Source organism: Pseudomonas sp. R3-56 (assembly GCF_051132075.1).
In the GTDB taxonomy this organism is placed as follows: domain Bacteria; phylum Pseudomonadota; class Gammaproteobacteria; order Pseudomonadales; family Pseudomonadaceae; genus Aquipseudomonas.
Genome location: NZ_CP071657.1, coordinates 2801849 through 2819881 on the forward strand (window position 1 = coordinate 2801849; position 18033 = coordinate 2819881).

The 18033-nt window shown below is 61.3% G+C and carries 12 protein-coding genes; 8 read left to right on the plus strand and 4 right to left on the minus strand.

Going from position 1 to position 18033, the window contains the following annotated elements:
• Positions 1-75 precede the first annotated feature (75 nt).
• A complete protein-coding gene (locus J3P96_RS12725; RefSeq protein ID WP_434657610.1) occupies positions 76-990 on the minus strand; it encodes a LysR family transcriptional regulator in 915 nt (304 codons plus the stop codon).
• Positions 991-1247: 257 nt separating this feature from the next.
• Between J3P96_RS12725 and J3P96_RS12730 the strand changes: the two genes are divergently transcribed.
• The 5 genes from J3P96_RS12730 to J3P96_RS12750 all read left to right on the plus strand — a co-directional run bounded on the left by J3P96_RS12730 (position 1248) and on the right by J3P96_RS12750 (position 10318).
• Entirely contained in the window at positions 1248-2273 is a 1026-nt protein-coding gene (locus tag J3P96_RS12730) for a zinc-dependent alcohol dehydrogenase family protein (RefSeq protein WP_434657612.1), read from the plus strand.
• Between the two features lie 659 nt (positions 2274-2932).
• Positions 2933-4417, plus strand: a complete 1485-nt coding sequence (locus tag J3P96_RS12735; protein ID WP_434657614.1) for a hypothetical protein — start codon at positions 2933-2935, stop codon at positions 4415-4417.
• Between the two features lie 75 nt (positions 4418-4492).
• The gene (locus J3P96_RS12740) at positions 4493-5890 is read left to right on the plus strand and encodes a PLP-dependent aminotransferase family protein (RefSeq protein WP_434657616.1); all 1398 of its coding nucleotides are present in this window, start codon (positions 4493-4495) and stop codon (positions 5888-5890) included.
• Between the two features lie 92 nt (positions 5891-5982).
• Positions 5983-7629 (plus strand): phosphoglucomutase (alpha-D-glucose-1,6-bisphosphate-dependent), encoded by a 1647-nt coding sequence (gene pgm / locus J3P96_RS12745; protein WP_434657618.1) that lies wholly within the window; start codon positions 5983-5985, stop codon positions 7627-7629.
• Positions 7630-7849: 220 nt separating this feature from the next.
• Positions 7850-10318: a UvrD-helicase domain-containing protein gene (locus tag J3P96_RS12750; RefSeq protein ID WP_434657621.1), complete on the plus strand. Its 2469-nt coding sequence runs from the start codon at positions 7850-7852 to the stop codon at positions 10316-10318.
• 217 nt (positions 10319-10535) lie between these two features.
• Here J3P96_RS12750 and J3P96_RS12755 read toward each other — a convergent pair whose 3' ends face one another.
• Entirely contained in the window at positions 10536-10814 is a 279-nt protein-coding gene (locus J3P96_RS12755; RefSeq protein WP_003201764.1) for a DUF1652 domain-containing protein, read from the minus strand.
• Positions 10815-11023: 209 nt separating this feature from the next.
• Entirely contained in the window at positions 11024-12466 is a 1443-nt protein-coding gene (locus J3P96_RS12760) for an MFS transporter (protein WP_434657624.1), read from the minus strand.
• Positions 12467-12595: 129 nt separating this feature from the next.
• Here J3P96_RS12760 and J3P96_RS12765 point away from each other — a divergent pair, with 129 nt between their 5' ends.
• Positions 12596-13516 (plus strand): LysR family transcriptional regulator, encoded by a 921-nt coding sequence (locus J3P96_RS12765; protein ID WP_434657626.1) that lies wholly within the window; start codon positions 12596-12598, stop codon positions 13514-13516.
• Positions 13517-13532: 16 nt separating this feature from the next.
• Here J3P96_RS12765 and J3P96_RS12770 read toward each other — a convergent pair whose 3' ends face one another.
• Positions 13533-13757: a YgdI/YgdR family lipoprotein gene (locus J3P96_RS12770; RefSeq protein WP_434573973.1), complete on the minus strand. Its 225-nt coding sequence runs from the start codon at positions 13755-13757 to the stop codon at positions 13533-13535.
• A gap of 220 nt (positions 13758-13977) precedes the next feature.
• Here J3P96_RS12770 and J3P96_RS12775 point away from each other — a divergent pair, with 220 nt between their 5' ends.
• On the plus strand, positions 13978-15630 hold the full coding sequence (locus J3P96_RS12775) for a VRR-NUC domain-containing protein (protein WP_434657628.1): 1653 nt from the start codon (positions 13978-13980) through the stop codon (positions 15628-15630).
• 5 nt (positions 15631-15635) lie between these two features.
• The gene (locus J3P96_RS12780; RefSeq protein ID WP_434658160.1) at positions 15636-18014 is read left to right on the plus strand and encodes an ATP-dependent DNA helicase; all 2379 of its coding nucleotides are present in this window, start codon (positions 15636-15638) and stop codon (positions 18012-18014) included.
• Positions 18015-18033 lie beyond the last annotated feature (19 nt).

The window sequence follows — 18033 nt, forward strand, 5'->3', positions numbered from 1 at the left end:
CAACTGGAAGTGAATGGAGCTCCATGGTGTGTGGAAAGGCGGAAATGATCAGATGAACAGCCTGCCTGACGAAAGCTAAAGACTGTCAGGGTCGCCGAAAAACATCTGAATCCGCGATCTCAACCAGCGTTCGCCCGGGTCGTTGTCCTGGGAGCCGCGCCAGGCCATGTGCAGTTCGAAGCTGCGCACCGGGATCGGTGGGTCTTCGGCGCGCACGCCGCCGGCAGCGGTCAGTGCTTCGGCGGTGTAGTCGGGCACGGTGGCGATGATGTCGGTGCCCGACAACAGCGTGCTCAGGCCGTTGAACTGCGGTACGGCCAATACCACATGGCGCTTGCGGTCGAGCTTTTCCAACTCTTCATCAATGAACCCGCTCAAGTCGCCGGCAAAGGACACCAACGCATGGGGGCGGGCGCAGAATTCGTCTATCGTCAGACGTCCCGGTGCGGTGTCGGCGCGCAGCACTTTCGGCGAGCTGCGCCGCAAGACCTTGCGCTTGGCGTTGGCCGGCAGGTCGTCGGTGTAGCTGACGCCGATGGAGATTTCGCCAGAGGCCAGCAAGCCCGGCATCAGGATGTAATTGACCCGGCGCACCACCAGCACGATGCCTGGCGCTTCGGCCCGCAGGCGCTTGAGCAGCATCGGCAGCAGGGCGAACTCGGCGTCATCCGACAGGCCGATGCGAAAGACCGAGGTGCTGGTGGCCGGATCGAATTCCGCCGCCCGGCTGACCGCCGTGGAAATCGAATCCAGGGCCGGAGAGAGCAGGGCGAAGATTTCCACCGCCCGCGCGGTGGGCTCCATGCTGCGCCCGGTGCGCACGAACAGCGGATCGTCGAACAGGCTGCGCAGGCGCGATAGCGCGGCGCTGATGGCCGGTTGGCCGAGGAACAATTTCTCGGCGGCGCGGGTCACACTGCGCTCATGCATCAATGTTTCGAACACGATCAACAGGTTCAGGTCGACACGACGCAGGTCATTACGATTCATCTGGGGTCCTGGCAGATTCGGCAAGCTTGACGTGGGCGGCCAGATGGGAACAATGGCCGGCATGAATCTTACGGGGAAAGGCTGGTACTCTGCACCGGCTAATTGCATTTTTCAGGGCGGGGTCCTACAGGGCCGGTTCAGTTTTCTTGCTGCGGAATCAATGACAGGCATGTCGACTATTAATAGCCACTGATGGTCTTGGCTACAAAGCCCGGATAGAGTTCATGGCATTAGAGGTTACTTTGACGAGGTTTGCGATGTCCCGCACGATCCGTTTTCACAAGTTTGGTGGTGCCGAGGTGCTCAAATGCGAAGAGCATGCGGCGGCTCTTCCTGCGCCAGGAGAAGTGCAGGTCCGCGTCGAAGCGATCGGCATCAGTTGGTACGACACCCTGTGGCGCCAGAACCTGGCATCGTCCCAGGCGCGCCTGCCTTCAGGCCTGGGCCATGAAATGGCCGGCGTGGTGACAGCCGTCGGCGACGGGATCGATGACTTGGCCGTGGGCGACAAAGTCGCCAGCTTCCCCGCCGAGAGCCCGAACGATTATCCGGTGTACGGTGAGGTCATCGTCCTGCCGCGCACCGCTTTGACCCGCTATCCCGACGTGCTCAGCCCGATCGAGGCCGCGGTCCATTACACGCCGCTGCTGATCGCCTATTTCGCCTACATGGACCTGGCAAGGGTCAAGCCCGGGCAGTTTGCGCTGGTGACCGATGCCAGCCATTGCGCCGGTCCTTCCTTCGTGCAACTTGGCAAGGCGTTGGGCGTGCGGGTGATCGCCGCCACCAAGACGGCTGAAGAGCGTGAATACCTGCTGTCGCTGGGCGCCGAAAAAGTCATCGTCACCGAAGAGCAGGACTTGTTGATGCAAATCAACAAGCTCACCGACAGCCGTGGCGTCGATGTGGTGTTCGACGGCTTGGGCGGGCCACAGATGTCGCTGCTTGGCGATGTCCTGGCGCCCCGTGGCAGCCTGGTGCTGTATGGCTTGCAGGGCGGCAACCAGACGCCGTTTCCAGCCTGCGCGGCGTTCCAGAAGAACATCCAGTTCTTTGTCCACTGCATCGGCAATTTCACCGGCAAGCCGGAGCTGGGTATTCTTCAGGACCAGGTCGCGTTGCAGCGGGCGTTGCGTGATATCAACCAATTGACCGCCGACCGTGTCCTGTTGCCCCTCAAGACTCGGGTGTTCCCGTTCTCCGAGTTCGTCGAGGCCCATCGTTACATGGGCGAATGCCCTTGCCGTGAACGCGTTGCCCTCCAGGTAGTCGATCCCGCCTGATTTCCTCTCTTGCGCAAGAGTCATCGTTTCGACTCTTGCGCTGTTTTCGGCCGCCCTGGCCAGTCTTCTTGACCGTTCTGTGTGTCTGTCCTTCAGCAGGCCTGCGCATGGCTGCGCACGAATCAACGACGCCGTTTACTCCCGGCTGTCGAAAGGCGGCATCTTGCAAAAAGCAACTGAACTGGTTTTTGCCGCCAATCTGTATCTTTTAATCATTACTCAAGTCTTGATAATTGAATACTGACTTTCGAACTCAAGGAGGAATTGCTGCGCAGCACTCGTTTGCGCGGCCGTCTGCTGTTTCTTGTTCCTATTTAAAGTGTCCGGGGTGTTGTTTACTCTTGGTCGCCTGCTGACTTGAAGAAGATATCTTGGCTCGGCATGTTCCTTATTTTCTGTCTCCATTGTCTGTGGGACGCTGTAAGAAATCTCCTAGGACGGTTTGATAGGTGGGCTAAGACCAATGAATACGGGTGCTTTTGGCGAGAAGAAAAAAACAGGGGGCACGATCCATACTTGTGTAGATTAATTACATCGCGCGAAAGCAAAGTGTATCGTCAATACTCTTAATAAATGGCAAAGGCATTCACCCGACTGGCGCGTCGAGCAATCAACGTGGTGTGGGTGCGACGTCGATAAACGGATTTTAGGTAAAAGTTATGAGTGCAATTCATCAACAAGCAATGACTTACGTATATCAACAGGTATTGCAACGCTTGTTGGAATTTTATTCCCGTGCGGAACGGACCGCACTGCAGCTTCTGGTCCAGCGATTGATCGTCGCCGCTGGCGGTATTGAACGAATTGGCACCTATCGGGTGCTGGTGGCCCAGGATGGCAGTCGGGAGGGGTTCTATGCGCTGACGGCCCTGCGCGCCGCGCAGTTGAGCATTGCTGGCCGGCATCCGACGACTTTCGACCTGCGCGTCGCCACGCCACGCCTGGGCGAGATGACCCAGGCCACCCTGGAGAATATTCACTGTTGCTACAGCGCTCTGTTCCTCTACGACGATCCACGGGTAGAGCTGCTGATGGCGGACAATCGAGAGGTGGTGCCGTTTGATCGCTCCAAGCCGTTATCGGCGCAAGGGCGCGAGGCCAATCGCACTGACATGCTGATGCTTGGGCACCTGCGTTCCTCCGACAGTCTCCTGGGCGTGGGCGACGAAGGCTACCTGGCGATGGCGGAGTTCTACAAGAACATGGCTCGCTGGGATGCGGGCGTGGATTCATGGGTCAGTTGCGACACGCCACGCCAGCAAAAGCAGTTCCTGTCCGGGTTGCGCCGGGCGACCCGCAAGATCGGTCTGGTGTTTGAGCCCGTGGGTGGATTCGACGGCCTGTTTGCCCAACTCGATTTCCTGGGCAGTGACCTGTTCCGGCGTTTTTATGGCCAGGAGCACCTGGGTGTCTGGCAACCCGAAGGGCGGCTGGAGGCCTGCCGGCAAGTAGGGCACATCCGTATTGATGATCTGATCACCGAGCGGCTGGAGGAGAGCAACTGGGCGTTGTTCAGCGAATTCCTCGGCGTCAGCTCCGATGAGCTGGTTGCGCCATCGCTCGAGCATGAATACCTGAGCCCGTACCTCTCGGCCCATCTATGTGGCTTGCAGGCCTGTCATCAGCAGGAGCGCGGCTATGCGGCTGGCTACACCGATTACGTGCAACGCATGATCATGGTCATGCACCGCAAGCGTATGCCGGAGCCCGTCTGCCAGCAGGTCCAGGGGCTGTTGGGTTCACCGTCGGAGATTCCCGAGCGTCGAACCGTGATCGCCCTGGAAACGGAAAAAAATCTGAATCTGAACGAAACGCAACTGGTGTGCATGCTGTTTGCGCCCTTCGTTGAAAAGGGCGCCGGCCTGGAGCATTTTCTGCGGTGCTGTCATCCCGGCATGCTGGTGGGCATGCCCGACCTGCACAGGGCGTTGCGGGGCGGCCCGGTCACGGATCAGGTGGCGCATTGGATGGTCGATGTCAGTGGCCTGCCCGTTGCGATGCTGTGCAAGTTGTACCGGGCCCGAATCACCACGCCGGAGCCGGAGATCATCCGGGCGGACCTGCAAACGGCCATGGAACGCGCTGATACGGACCAGGGCGGGCAAGGCGCCGATGATCCCGGCGAACGTGCAGCGCGGCGCTGAGGGACGGGGTTTGACGTATTTTGTCGTGAACACCCAGGCCCGGTTGGTGAGGGTTCGGTTCGGTGGACCGGTCTTATGAAGGGCCACCGTGAAACAGACTTCACCTACCAGGCGGTTTATCGGTACCTGACGAACCTGATCAATGAGCTGGGCGCTGATGCTCGGGTGCGTCTGCCGTCACTGCGGCAGTTGGCCGAGCGCCTCAATGTCTCCATATCCACCATCCAGTACGCTTATTCCCTGCTGGAAAAGGAAGGGCGGGTCTATTCGATTGCCAAGTCCGGATACTACGCATTGCCGATGGTCAGCGTGTCCACTCTTGGCGATGGCGATGATTTGCTGGAGACCCTGTACGTCAACGCGCGTCGCCCAGGCATGCTGGTGCTCAGCGGTGATGAACCGGCTTCGTTGCAGCCGCTCGACAGTCCGCTTCTGTTGCTTGAACGCGAGCTCCTGCGCCAGTACCCGCGCGCTTCACAACATCCCCTGCAGCCCTGGGGAGAGCAGGAGTTGCGAACCGCACTGGCGGCACGCTACACCTCTTCACCGTCGCGATGCTGGAGTGCCGATGACGTCTACATCGGCGCTGACTTGCGCGGCGTTCTGGAAATCCTGATTGCGGTGCTGGCACTCAAGGGCAACACGGTGCTCGTGGAGTCGCCCTGCGAATGGACCGTCCTGCGTTTGTTGCAAGCGGCCGATATCCGCGTTATCGAGCTGCCCTTGCTGGCCGAGGGGGAAATCGATATTGAACAGTTGGAGCGGTTGCTGGCGAATGAAACGGTATGCCTGATGGTGGTGTCTTCGGTGTTGAGCATGCCCAGGGGCAGGTTGAAAAGTGCAGCCGACCGGCGGGCACTGGCGCGTCTGCTGGAGCAGTACGGCACGTGGGTACTGGAGAACGACAGCCATACGGAGTTGGTATTCGAGCCCGGCGCGTTGCCTTTTCGAGAGTGGCTCGACCCGGACCGGCTGATCGTGTATTCCACCTTCGAGACAACCATAGGGCCCGAGGCGCCCTACGGTTATGTGCTGTCGCGCCAGCTGACGCTGATGTTGCAGCGTCATTTCCTGTTGCGCGCATTTCGTCTTTCGCCGATTCGCCAGAAAGCGATTGCGCGTTTATACAACAATGGCCGGATCGACCAGCATCTACTGGTATTGCGACGCCTGCTACGCGAAAGCGCCGCGTCGGCGACGCAACTGTTGCGCGAGCGAGTCGGAGACTGCCTGCAATGGGAGGAGCCCGAGGGCGGCGCAACAATCTGGGTACGCTCTTCACGCCAGGTCGATCTGCGGCGGGTTTTCCAACGGCTGCTCGCCCGGCGAATCGTCATCGCGCCGGGAGAGCTGTTCAGCACCCAAGGACGATATGACCAGCATTTTCGGTTGGCTCATGCTCTCGACGGCGTGGGCGGCCGGGAAGCGGCCTTCAGCGCATTGGCCGAGGCCTTGAGGCTCGAACAATCCTGATCGCGGGGCGATGGATCGAACCCGTCGCGTGATGGTCGAACTGTCAGTAAACTGCCTTCATTTTTCCGAGCCACTCCATTCCGAGGTTTTGCATGACAGTCAGTCCATTTGCGGGCAAGCCGGCGCCGGCAGAGTTGTTGATCGATATCCCGCGACTGGTGACGGCGTATTACACCGGCCGGCCCGACGCCTCGATTGCGACCCAGCGTGTCGCGTTCGGCACTTCCGGGCATCGTGGCAGTTCGTTCGATCTGGGGTTCAACGAATGGCACGTACTGGCCATCAGTCAGGCGATCTGCCTGTACCGTGAAGCCCAGGGCATCGACGGACCGCTGTTTGTCGGTATCGACACTCATGCACTGTCGACTCCGGCGGGAGCCAGCGCGTTGGAAGTGCTGGCCGCCAATGGCGTGACCGTGATGATCGCCGAGGGTGACGAGTACACCCCGACGCCAGCGATTTCCCACGCCATCCTGTGCTACAACCGTGGCCGGACCACTGGGCTGGCTGACGGCATCGTCATTACGCCGTCGCACAATCCGCCACAAAGTGGCGGCTACAAATACAACCCCACCAATGGCGGTCCGGCCGATACCCATATCACCAAATGGATTGAAGCCAAGGCCAACGAGCTGTTGGCCAACCAGTTGGCCGGCGTCAAGCGCATCAGCTACGAACAGGCACTCAAGGCCCAAACCACTCACCGTCACGATTACCTCAATACCTACGTGGCAGACCTCGGCAACGTCATCGATTTCGACGCGATCCGTGGTGCAGGGCTGCGCCTGGGCGTAGACCCGCTGGGCGGCGCTGGCGTGCGCTACTGGCCCGCCATCGCCGAGCACTATCGACTGGACCTGGAAGTGGTCAACACCCAGGTGGATTCCACCTTCCGCTTCATGACGGTCGATTGGGACGGGCAGATCCGCATGGACCCGTCCTCCAGCCACGCCATGCAAGGGTTGATCGGTTTGAAGGAGCGCTTCGACGTGGCCTTCGCCTGCGACCCGGACCATGACCGCCACGGCATCGTGACGCCGAGTGGCGGCTTGCTGGCGCCGAACAATTACCTGGCGGTCTCCATCGATTACCTGTTCCAGAATCGGCCGCAATGGCGTGCCGATGCGGCGGTCGGCAAGACCGTGGTCAGCAGCGGCCTGATCGACCGCGTGGCCAAGCGCCTGGGCCGCCGCCTCTATGAGGTGCCGGTGGGCTTCAAGTGGTTCGCCGACGGCCTGTTCGATGGTTCCCTTGGCTTTGGCGGCGAAGAAAGCGCCGGAGCCTCGTTCCTGCGCAAGGATGGCGGCGTATGGAGCACCGACAAGGATGGGCTGATCCCGGCCTTGTTGGCCGCTGAAATGACGGCTCGCACCGGTCGCGACCCAAGCCAGGCCTATCGCGCCCTGACGGACGAGCTGGGCGAGCCGTTCTCGGTACGTGTCGATGCCAAGGCCAGCCCGCAGCAGAAAGCGCTGCTGAGCAAGCTGTCGCCGGATCAGGTCCAGTCCACTGAACTGGCGGGCGAAACGATCCAGAGCATCCTCAGCCACGCCCCGGGTAACGACCAGGCCATCGGCGGCCTGAAAGTCATGACCGAAAATGGCTGGTTTGCCGCGCGTCCGTCCGGCACCGAGGACATCTACAAAATCTACGCCGAAAGCTTTATTGGCGACGAGCACCTGAAACAGCTGGTGGTCGAGGCCCAGGCGCTCGTGGATGGCGCGATTTCCGGGCAGTGATCGAGTCCTTTTCGCGAGCAGGCTCGCTCCCACAGGTAATCTGACTGTGGGAGCGAGCCTGCTCGCGAAGGGCATAGTCCCCTGAAATAGCGCAATACCAACCTGCCATATCACTTTCATTTCATCGTCTAAATGGCTGACAGCAAAGCTTTTGGCTGGAATCCGGCTGCAAATCCAGACACCATAGCCCTCATGGTTCTGAACACCGGAGTCCTTCAGCGTGTCGCAACACACTCCCGATCTTCCTCCCGAACTCCTGCCACTGGCCCAGATGCCCTGGCTCAAGCGCCTGGCTGCGCGATTTTTTGGTCATGGCCTGACGCGCCTGCGCGCCCAGCATCGGGCGTCCTGGTTGCATGGCCAAGCCGATGGCTTTCGTAGCGGGCACACCGCGGGTTTTGATTATGGTTTCAAGGAAGGCAAGGCCGAAGGCCTGGAAGAGGGGCGTCAGGTCCTGCTCATCAGGGATTCGCGCAGCACCGAGCATCCGGAGCCTAAAGTCGACGATCTGTTGTTCGATGACTGGCGCCTGCCGCTTACCGCCGAACTGAAAAAGCGCATCAAGGCCGACGTCGCGCGCCTGCTACCGGCGCACGCGCAACCCAGCAGCGCGCAGTGGAAGATGATTTTCAGCGATACCCCGGCGACGTCGGTCGTCGCGGGAGCAGGCGCAGGCAAGTCCACAACGCTGGTACTGCGCATCGTGCTGCTCTGTCATTACTTGGGGTTCGAGCTGGATTCGATGACCGTGGTCACGTTTACTCGCGAATCGCGCAAGGACTTCATGCAGAAGCTCATCGACATGTTTGCGCTTTGGGGGCATGCGATCAGCCTGGCGCAGGCACGCGAGCTGGTGCGCACGTTCCACTCACGAATCCTGCCCATGGTGCGCAGCCTGCCTGGATTCGAACGGCTCCAGGCCTTCGAGGCGCTGAGCCTTCGCGCCGGGCCAAATGACGATGGCGCCTTGGCCAGCCCATTCGACTTGCGCATCAACGAGGTCCAGCGCCAGCACCTCAACGCCTGTTATCACAGCCTCTACAAGCGTGACGAGCGTTTCCGCGAGCTGATCAAGCCGCTTTCCCGGCACGCCTTGCAGCTCAAGACGCTGGAGCGCGATCACCCGGATGTGCAGAAGCGGATAGCCGTGACTGAACTGGCGGCCCAGCGCGACGAAGCACTGTGCGACGCGATCGAGGATCTCTGGTTCAAGGCGGGCGCCTGGCCACTCAAGGGGATCGAGCCGAAACGCCAGGCCTTCGAAGTCAATGGTTCCAGGTTTCATTGCCACGGTTACGTTCCGTCGCTGGACGCCTGGGTAATGCTGGGTTTCGATCCACGTGAGGATTCTCAGCTCAGCCGGCCCGGCGCCAAGCTGAGCCTGCGCGCGGAATGGGCTGTAAAGCGGACCCTGTTTCAAGCTTTCTGCCGTAAACCTTTGATATGGCTAGATAGTTATGAGGAGTCCAGGCGCGTATTGGCCTCGTTGGCCGGGGAGGCCAGTGCCGGTCCGGGGTTCGATTACAAGGTCAAGGGAGAGCTGGGCTCCGCCCCTTTGCTGGACTGTTTTGTCGCGGCGGCAGGGTTCATCGAGAATCTCGGCCTGGATGTCCCTGATGCCGTGGGCCAGATGAGTTTCTCCCATGACGATCCCGATCGGTATTTCTTCGAAGCGTTGAGCCGCTTCTGGCGCGCTTTCGAGGATCATCTGCTCGACCAGTCGCCGCCGGTCATGACCTACAACCGCATGTTTGCGCTGTTCAGCGAGCATTCAGAGGAAAACTTCAAGCTGCTCGATGACGCGCTGTTGCGGCCGATGGCCCACTTGATGATCGACGAGTTCCAGGATGTTTCGCCGCAGATCGTCTCCTGGATCCGAGCGAGCCTGCGCGAAGTGCGCAGGCGCGGTACTGCCCTGCACGTGGGGCGCGCCGCCCAGCGTTCTTCGCTGTTGTGCGTGGGTGACGACTGGCAATCGATCTATGGCTGGCGCGGCAGTTCGCCAAGTTTTTTCATGGCTTTCAACAAGCAATTCCCGTCCCCGGCCAGCACGCGGGTGATGCTCACCGAAAACTACCGCAGCCATCAATACATCATCGACGCCGCCGAGCATGTCGTGCGCGCGGCGGAGGCCATGCCTGGCAAAAAAGCCAAGGCCAGCGGCGTGTCACGAACGCCAAGTCCGGTCAATGTGCTGGATCGGGATGACGAGGGGTTGGCGCGGCGGCTTGATGAGCATTACCGGAAGGGTGATTCGATCTTGATGCTGTATCGAAGAAGTAGCGATAAGTCACTGTTGGAAAAGCATATTCAGCCAATAGTTAATGTTGATTCTAGCTTGCCGATGCCAATGAGGCGCTTCAGGCAAATGACTTATCACAGCGCGAAAGGCCTTGAGGCGGATGCGGTATTCCTGCTGGGTGACTGCCAGCATCTAACCAGTTCGCCGTACAAGAACCAGGTCTACCGGATGGCCGGGCTGGGCCAGGACGGCGACACCGAACCGTACGACACGGCGCAAAAAGATGAGATTCTGCGCTTGGCATACGTGGGGATCACGCGGGCGGTGCAGCATTGCTACTGGTATGTGGACGGCCAGGACAGTCAAGCCGCCAACGCGCCCAGAGCCTCGGACCGTGTCGCGGCGGGCAAGCCATTCTTTGTCGATCATCGCCGTGCGCGCGGCTGATACGTGTCAGTTGCCCGATAGCCACAAAAAAGCCCGTGGCGAGGGAGCTTGCTCCCGCTCGGCTGCGGAGCAGTCGTAAACCTACGGGTGCGGTGTGCCTGATACTCCGCATTGGCAGGTTTTGGGGCCGCTTTGCAGCCCAGCGGGAGCAAGCTCCCTCGCCACGGGTTTGTCGATTGCCTTGAATGAACCGCATCAGTGAATGTGGGCTTTTTGTTCAGGAAGCGAATCGTCGCAAGCCAACCGGCGGTACGAAGGCTTCAAGCTCGGCTTCCACCGCTTCGATGATCCGCTCCACATCGGGCGCGTTCATCACGGTGGCGCAGGGGATGCCTGCAATCGCGATCATGGTTTCGCCGCTGGCACGGTCGAACAGCCGGGCAACCATGCTGCCCGGCGCATCCATGCTGGCCTCGAAGCCCATGGGATGGAAATGCCAGCGCATCAATTGGCAGGCGTTGGGGAACGTAACCTTGCTGAAAGATCCTTTATTCATCTGTAGCCCGCCTTCTTCATCAAGCGCTTCCGTTTGCTCATGTCAGGAAGGAAGAGCCATCATGGCCCTACCAGTGAGAATTAAAATAGCACCGGAAAATGAAGCTGATGTGGATTTTTTCAGTCCGTTTGGCGATTGGTTCAGTTTTTTTGATCTGGATCATGACTTAACCGGGAATGTTCAGAATGCCATCATCGGTTGCGTGAAGTTTATTGCCGTTGGGACGACGGCTCTGGATCGCGGTATTTCAGCGCTATCAGCAGTGCCAGGCCCGCTATTGCGAGGGCAATGGCGAAGGTGACGTGCAAGCCGTGGGCCGCAGTCTCGGGTGTTGTAGCGCCGATACCGTTCGTCGGCAAAGCGCTGGCGAAGACTGCACCTAGCACCGATGCGCCAGTAAGGAATCCCAGGTTGCGCGACAAGTTGAGCAAGCCGGCAATGGCCCCCCGCTGATGGGCGGGGAGCTCGGCCATGACCGATGTATTGTTGGCCGTCTGGAACATCGCATAGCCAAGTGTCGTGACTACAATGGCCGCGGCATAACCGGCTATGCCCAAGGCGGGAGGAACCAGCGACAGCAGCAGACAGCCGAACACCAGGGTCGTCAGCCCGACAAGACGCAAGAGGCGCACGCCGAAACGGTCCGTCAGCCGCCCGGCGGGCATGCCGGCGAGGGCGGCGACACACGGCCCTGCCGCCAACACCAGGCCCACCGTTGTCGGAGGCAACCCGAGGGCGATGGCGAGATAGAACGGGCCGACCAGCAGGGTCGCCATCATGATCGCGGCGACCAGCGCGCTTGCAGCCAGGCTCGAGACGAGCAGGCGGTCGCGAAACATCGGCAGCGGGATCAGCGGCGACGCGAGTCGTTGCTGCGTCCGGACGAACCATCCGCCGCTCAGGACCGCCGCCAGCAACAGGCCGATATTCAGTGCGCCAAAGCTCCCACGTCCGAGTGTCATGGCCAGGGCATAAGCGCCCAGTGTGAAAGCCAGCAGGAGCGTGCCCAGGCCATCGAAACCCACGCGCCCGGTCTTTTGCGCCGGGTATCCGGCAGGCAAAAAGCGCCAGGCCAGCAACAGCGTCAGTAACCCGAGAGGAACGTTGATCAGAAACAACGCCTGCCAGCCGAACCCGCTGATCAATATGCCGCCAAGGGTCGGCCCGAGGGCGGTGCCGACCGCTGACAGCGTGGCGAGCAGACCCATGGCGCTGCCGGTCCTGGCTTTGTCGACCGTTTCGCCGACGAGGGCCAGGGTCAACGTCATCATGATGGCCGCGCCCACGCCTTGCAGGGCCCTGGCAGCGATCAGCAGCCACAACGACGGCGCCAGGCCACACAGGGCCGAAGCCAGCGTGAACAGCGCGATGCCCGCCAGCAGCAGCTTGCGGCGCCCGATCAGGTCGCCCAAGCGTCCGAGGCTGACGATCAGCGTGGTGATCGCCAGCAGATAGGCGAGGACCACCCACTGGACCAGTTGGAAGGACGCATCGAATGCCTGGGCCAGCACCGGCAAGCCGACGCTGGCGACGCTGGCGCCCAGGGATGCGAGCAGCGTTGCCAGTGCAAGGCTGGCCATGGCCCCATGTGCCTTGCGCTGCGGTGGATTGTCGGCATTTGTTGACGGCTGATCTGCAGTAACGGGTTTCATCGTGTCCTCTCTGTCTGCGGCTCCTTCGGCGCAGCTGTCAGAACGGTACGCCGAGGCATAACATGGCGGAAGACGCAGCAGTTGCATGTTATAGCTGCACACAACGCCACCTGTGATCGAGTCCCGTCAATGTCCGCACCCGATTTGAATTTGCTCCTCACCCTGGATGTGCTGCTGTCCGAAGGCAGCGTGGCTGGTGCGGCGCGCCGGCTGCGCCTCAGTCCTTCGGCCATGAGCCGGGCATTGGCGCGGTTGCGCCAGGCCACTGGCGACCCGTTGCTGGTGCGTGCCGGGCGGGGTCTGGTGCCAACTCCGCGCGCGCTGGCGTTGCGCGAGCAGGTCAGTCAACTGGTCCAGGACGCCCAGGCCGCGCTGCGCCCGGAGCAGGCGCCGGATCTGCGTCGAGTGAACCGAACCTTCACGCTGGGTACCCGGCAAGGCTTCGTGGAGAATTTCGCGCTGGAGCTGATTGCCCGAGTCAGCGAACAGGCGCCAGGGGTTCGGCTGTGTTTCGTCGACAAGGCCGATAAGGACAGCGCCGCGCTGCGCGAGGGCAGTGTGGATCTGGAAACCGCCGTGGTGGATGAGCGCACCCGTCCGGAGTTGCGCACGCAGGCGTTGTTTCGAGACCGCCTCATCGGCGTGGTTCGCCCGGGGCATCCGCTGAGCCAGATCGAGGTGAGCGCTGCCGATTATGCGATGGGCGCGCACATCGGCGTGTCCCTGCACGACCTCGATCATGGACCGATGGATCAGGCATTGGGGGCATTGGGTCTGTCCCGTGAAATCATCACCAGCGTCCCGGGGTTTTCCGCTGCGCTGGGGCTCGCCCGGTCCAGCGACCTCATCGCCAGCGTGCCGGAGCGCTACACCACCCGCTTGCGCACCGGCATGCACAGTTTCGCGCTGCCGTTTGCGCTGCCGGGGTTCACTATCGCGATGCTCTGGCACCCGCGTATGGATGCCGATCCGGTGCATCGCTGGTTAAGAGGTTGCATGAGAGAGGTTTGCGCGGATCAATACGCGCGCAAAAAACCTGGGGGGCAATAAGCCTGGAGGAAACGGTTCAGTCTTCCTTGCGAATCGTCGCCACTTCATCGGCGCGGACCCGGACTTTGCGGCCAGAAATGTCTTCGAATTCGTAGAAGCCATCGGCGGTGCGGGTGTTCGGCGTGTCCTCGGTCAAATACTGGGTACCGTTCTGCAAGGTCACCACGGTCGGAGAGGCGCAGCCGGCCAGCGCCAGCAGCGCGGTGACGACCAAGGGCAGGCCGAGAAACCTGATGTTCATATCCATAACCTCTTTCGAAAGGACGCAGCCCGGCTGATTCGACCGGGCCATCACTGAGTTAACCGCCATTGGTCTCGCTTGTTGTAGGAAAGTTCATCGCACAGGGAAGGATTTCTCCTTTAAATATAGGCGACCGCTCATCTTTTGCAGTTGCCTGGGCCGCGAGTAGCTGATATCTGTACGCATAACCAGTGTTTCAGCATGCGTGGCGCTTTTTTTCGTGACAGCCAATCCCCTTGACGACCCCTTTTATTACCTGAACAACTTCCAGCGGGTCCTCGCCTGGTTGACGCAACGCTATGCCGACGTATTGAGTGTCGAAGAGCAGCGGTTTATCGATGATTTCATCGCTTTGCCGCGTCCGGCCCAAGGCTTGCTGGTGCGGATGGTGATGCGCAAGGGCCTGCACTTTCGTCACACCAAACTGCGCTACGCGGAAATTGGCGACATCGCCGACGCCGTGGCGCCGTTGTTGGCGCTGGGCTGGGTCGAAGAGCAGGCGTGCCTGAGCTTTGTCGAACTGTTCGAGGTGCTGCTCAAGCCGGAAATACTTCTGTGCCTGGGGCATCTGATCGAGCAACCCAAGGCACGCAAATCCGAATGGCTGCAGACCCTGAGTGATCAGGACGGCCAGCCGCAGCCGTTTCGCGCCTGGTGCCCGCAGCTCGAAGAGCGGCTGTACAGCCTCACGGTGATGGGGCTGTGCGACCGTTTGCGGTTGATGTTCTTCGGCAATCTCTATCAGGACTGGTCGGAGTTCGTGCTGGCGGACCTGGGTATCTTTGTCTATGAAGCCGTTGAGTTCAGCGCCGAGTCCCGGGGGCTGCGCAGCCGCGAGGACATCGATGCCTGTGTCTTCCTGCATGAATGCCAGCAACGCTTCGACGCCGGCGAACCGCTCGAACCGATCATCGCCCGGGTCAATGCCCTGGAGCTGGACAATCCCTGGCTTGAGCGGCGCCGGGGCAAGCTGTTGTTCCAGATCGGCCAGCATTGCGAACGCATCGGTGATTTTGCCCAGGCCCTGAGTCTTTATCGCGGCTGTACTTACCCCGGCGCGCGACTGCGAATGATCCGCGTGCTGGAGCGCATCGGCGAATATGCCCTGGCCCTCGAACTGGGTGAAGCCGCGGCACAGGCGCCCCAAAGCGCTGCCGAGCGCCAGGCCTTGCTGCGGATCGTGCCCCGGTTGCGGCGCAAACTGGGCGGGCCGCCGGTGGCCCGTGCCGTGGCCAGGGAGGTCGAGCGACTGGACTTGCATCTGCCGCGTGTCGACCCGACGTTGTCGGTGGAATATTACGTCCAGGCTCATCTGCATGACGAAGCCGCCCCGGTGCATTACGTCGAGAACAGCCTGGTCAATTCGCTGTTCGGCCTGTTGTGCTGGCCGGCGATTTTCGCGCCGCTGCCGGGGGCTTTTTTCCACCCGTTCCAGCGCGGGCCGGTGGACCTGCTGAACGAAGATTTCCATGACCGTCGCGCCGAACTGTTCGCGGCCTGTTTCGCCGAGCTGGACGACGGGCGCTATCGGCAGACCATCCGTCAACGTTACGCGGAAAAATGGGGCGTGCAGTCACCGTTCGTGTTCTGGGGCGCACTGTCCGAAGACCTGCTGGACCAGGCGCTTGACTGTCTGCCGGCCGAACACCTCAAGCACTGGTTCGGCCGTCTGCTGCTGGACATCAAGGCCAATCGCGCCGGCATGCCCGACCTGATCCAGTTCTGGCCGCAGCACAAGACCTACCGCATGATCGAAGTCAAAGGCCCCGGCGATCGCCTGCAGGATAACCAACTGCGCTGGCTGGAGTTCTGCCACGAACACCGGATGCCCGTCGCCGTCTGTTATGTTCAATGGGCGGAGCAGGGCGCGTGACCGAGATGCCGGGCTACAGTATTGCCGTGCGGGCGTTATGCGAGTTCACCGCGAAGGTCGGCGATCTCGACCTGCGTTTCACGCCGTCACCCACCGCCCTGGAAGGTATCGTCGGCCACCGTACCGTGGCATCACGGCGCCAGGAGGGCTATCAGGCCGAAGTCAGCCTGGAAGGCGTCTACCAGACCTTGAAGGTCAAGGGGCGGGCCGACGGCTACGACCCGGCCCGCAATCGCCTGGAGGAAGTGAAGACCTATCGGGGCGACCTGAGCAAGCAACCGGACAACCACCGCCAATTGCATTGGGCCCAGGCGAAAATCTATGGCTGGCTGCTGTGCGACAAGTTGCAGTTGCCGCGCATAGACGTTGCCTTGGTCTATTTCGACATCGTCAGTGAAAAGGAGACCTGCCTGACCCAAAGCTGCGAAGCTTCGCAGCTCCAGGCGTTCTTCGAGCAGCAGTGTGCTCGGTTCCTGGCGTGGGCCGAACAGGAAATGCGCCATCGCCAGGCGCGTAACCTGGGCGCCCAGGCGCTGACGTTTCCCCACGCCGGCTTTCGGCCAGGGCAACGGCACCTGGCTGAATCGGTATTCAAGGCGGTCAGCACCGGGCGCTGCCTGATGGCCCAGGCGCCCACCGGCATCGGCAAGACCGTCGGCACCTTGTTCCCCATGCTCAAGGCCTTGGCGCCGCAGCGTCTGGACAAGGTGTTCTTTCTCACGGCAAAAACCCCCGGACGCAGGCTGGCCCTGGATGCGGCCCGGCTGATCACCAACAACGCCCCGGCGATGCCGCTGCGGGTATTGGAAATGATCGCGCGGGACAAGGCCTGCGAACATCCGGACAAAGCCTGCCACGGCGAATCATGCCCGCTGGCCCGGGGGTTTTATGATCGCCTGCCGCAGGCCCGGGCTGCGGCGAGCCAGGTCACGCTGCTCGACCAGGCGGCGTTGCGCGACATCGCCTTGAGCCACGAAGTCTGTCCGTACTATCTGAGCCAGGAGATGGCCCGTTGGGCCGACGTGGTGGTGGCGGATTACAACTACTACTTCGATTTCAGCGCCTTGCTCTTCGGCCTCGCCCAGGCCAATGGCTGGACCGTCGCGACCCTGGTGGACGAAGCCCACAACCTGGTGGAGCGAGGGCGCCAGATGTACAGCGCGAGCCTGGACCAGCTTGCGCTGGCGACGGTGCTGAAAACGGCGCCGGAGCCTTTGAAGAAAGCGTTGCGCAAGGTCAGCCGTCAGTGGAACGCCTTGCACGAGCCGCAAATTGCCGCCTACCAGGCGTATGAAAAACCACCGGAGAAACTGCTTCAGGCACTGGGAACGTGCACCAGCGCCATCGGCGATTACCTCAATGACCATCCCCAAGGGCTGGACAGTCAGCTGCAAGCGTTTTATTTCGATGCGTTGCAGTTCGGTCGCGTGGCGGAGGCATTTGATGAGCATTTCCTGTTCGATATTCACAAGCGCGAATCCAGCCGCCAGCGCAGCCTGTCGACGCTGTGCCTGCGCAACGTGGTGCCGGCCGGTTTCCTGCGACCCAGGTTCACGGCGTCGCGCAGCAGCGTACTGTTCTCCGCGACGCTGAGCCCGCGGCGCTATTACGCCGATTTGCTGGGGACACCCGCGGACACGGTATGGATCGATGTCGAGTCGCCGTTCCAGGCCGAACAGCTGGATGTCCAGGTGGTCAGCCGGATCTCCACCCGCTTCGCCCATCGCCAGGGCTCCCTTGAACCGATCGTCGCGCTGATGGCTCGCCAGTTCGCCGAGCGTCCCGGCAACTACCTGGCGTTCTTCAGCAGCTTCGATTACTTGCAACAGGTGGCCGGATTGTTGGCCGAGCGACATCCGCATATTGCGACCTGGACGCAATCGCGCGGCATGGGCGAGGCGCCGCGGCAGGCGTTCCTCGAACGCTTCATGGAGCACAGCCAGGGCATTGGCTTCGCGGTGCTGGGCGGCGCGTTCGGCGAGGGCATCGACCTGCCAGGCTCGCGGCTGATCGGAGCGTTCATCGCCACCCTCGGGCTGGCGCAGTTCAACCCGGTCAATGAACAGATCAAGCAGCGCATGGCGACGATCTTTGGCGACGGCTATGACTACACCTACCTGTATCCCGGCCTGCAAAAAGTCGTGCAGGCCGCTGGCCGGGTCATCCGAACCCAGCAGGATCGCGGCGTGGTGATGCTGATCGACGACCGCTTTGGCGAGGCCAAGGTGCAACGATTATTGCCGCAGTGGTGGACCGTCAGGCAGGAACGAGATACTCCAGCTGTGGGAGCGAGCCTGCTCGCGAAGGCGTCGGACCCTCTTGCACCTTCGCAGGCTGGCTCAACCGCTTCGCGAGCAGGCTCGCTCCCACAAGGGTCTGCATAGCCCCACATAAATCAGGTTT

What these genes read in the sequence shown, in the direction of transcription:
- J3P96_RS12735 (WP_434657614.1), top strand. Translation starts at nt 2,933, where the DNA reads ATGAGTGCAATTCATCAACAAGCAATGACTTACGTATATCAACAGGTA.
- pgm (WP_434657618.1), top strand. Translation starts at nt 5,983, where the DNA reads ATGACAGTCAGTCCATTTGCGGGCAAGCCGGCGCCGGCAGAGTTGTTG.
- J3P96_RS12770 (WP_434573973.1), bottom strand. Translation starts at nt 13,757, where the DNA reads ATGAACATCAGGTTTCTCGGCCTGCCCTTGGTCGTCACCGCGCTGCTG.
- J3P96_RS12760 (WP_434657624.1), bottom strand. Translation starts at nt 12,466, where the DNA reads ATGAAACCCGTTACTGCAGATCAGCCGTCAACAAATGCCGACAATCCA.
- J3P96_RS12780 (WP_434658160.1), top strand. Translation starts at nt 15,636, where the DNA reads ATGCCGGGCTACAGTATTGCCGTGCGGGCGTTATGCGAGTTCACCGCG.
- J3P96_RS12755 (WP_003201764.1), bottom strand. Translation starts at nt 10,814, where the DNA reads ATGAATAAAGGATCTTTCAGCAAGGTTACGTTCCCCAACGCCTGCCAA.
- J3P96_RS12740 (WP_434657616.1), top strand. Translation starts at nt 4,493, where the DNA reads ATGAAGGGCCACCGTGAAACAGACTTCACCTACCAGGCGGTTTATCGG.
- J3P96_RS12725 (WP_434657610.1), bottom strand. Translation starts at nt 990, where the DNA reads ATGAATCGTAATGACCTGCGTCGTGTCGACCTGAACCTGTTGATCGTG.
- J3P96_RS12765 (WP_434657626.1), top strand. Translation starts at nt 12,596, where the DNA reads ATGTCCGCACCCGATTTGAATTTGCTCCTCACCCTGGATGTGCTGCTG.
- J3P96_RS12730 (WP_434657612.1), top strand. Translation starts at nt 1,248, where the DNA reads ATGTCCCGCACGATCCGTTTTCACAAGTTTGGTGGTGCCGAGGTGCTC.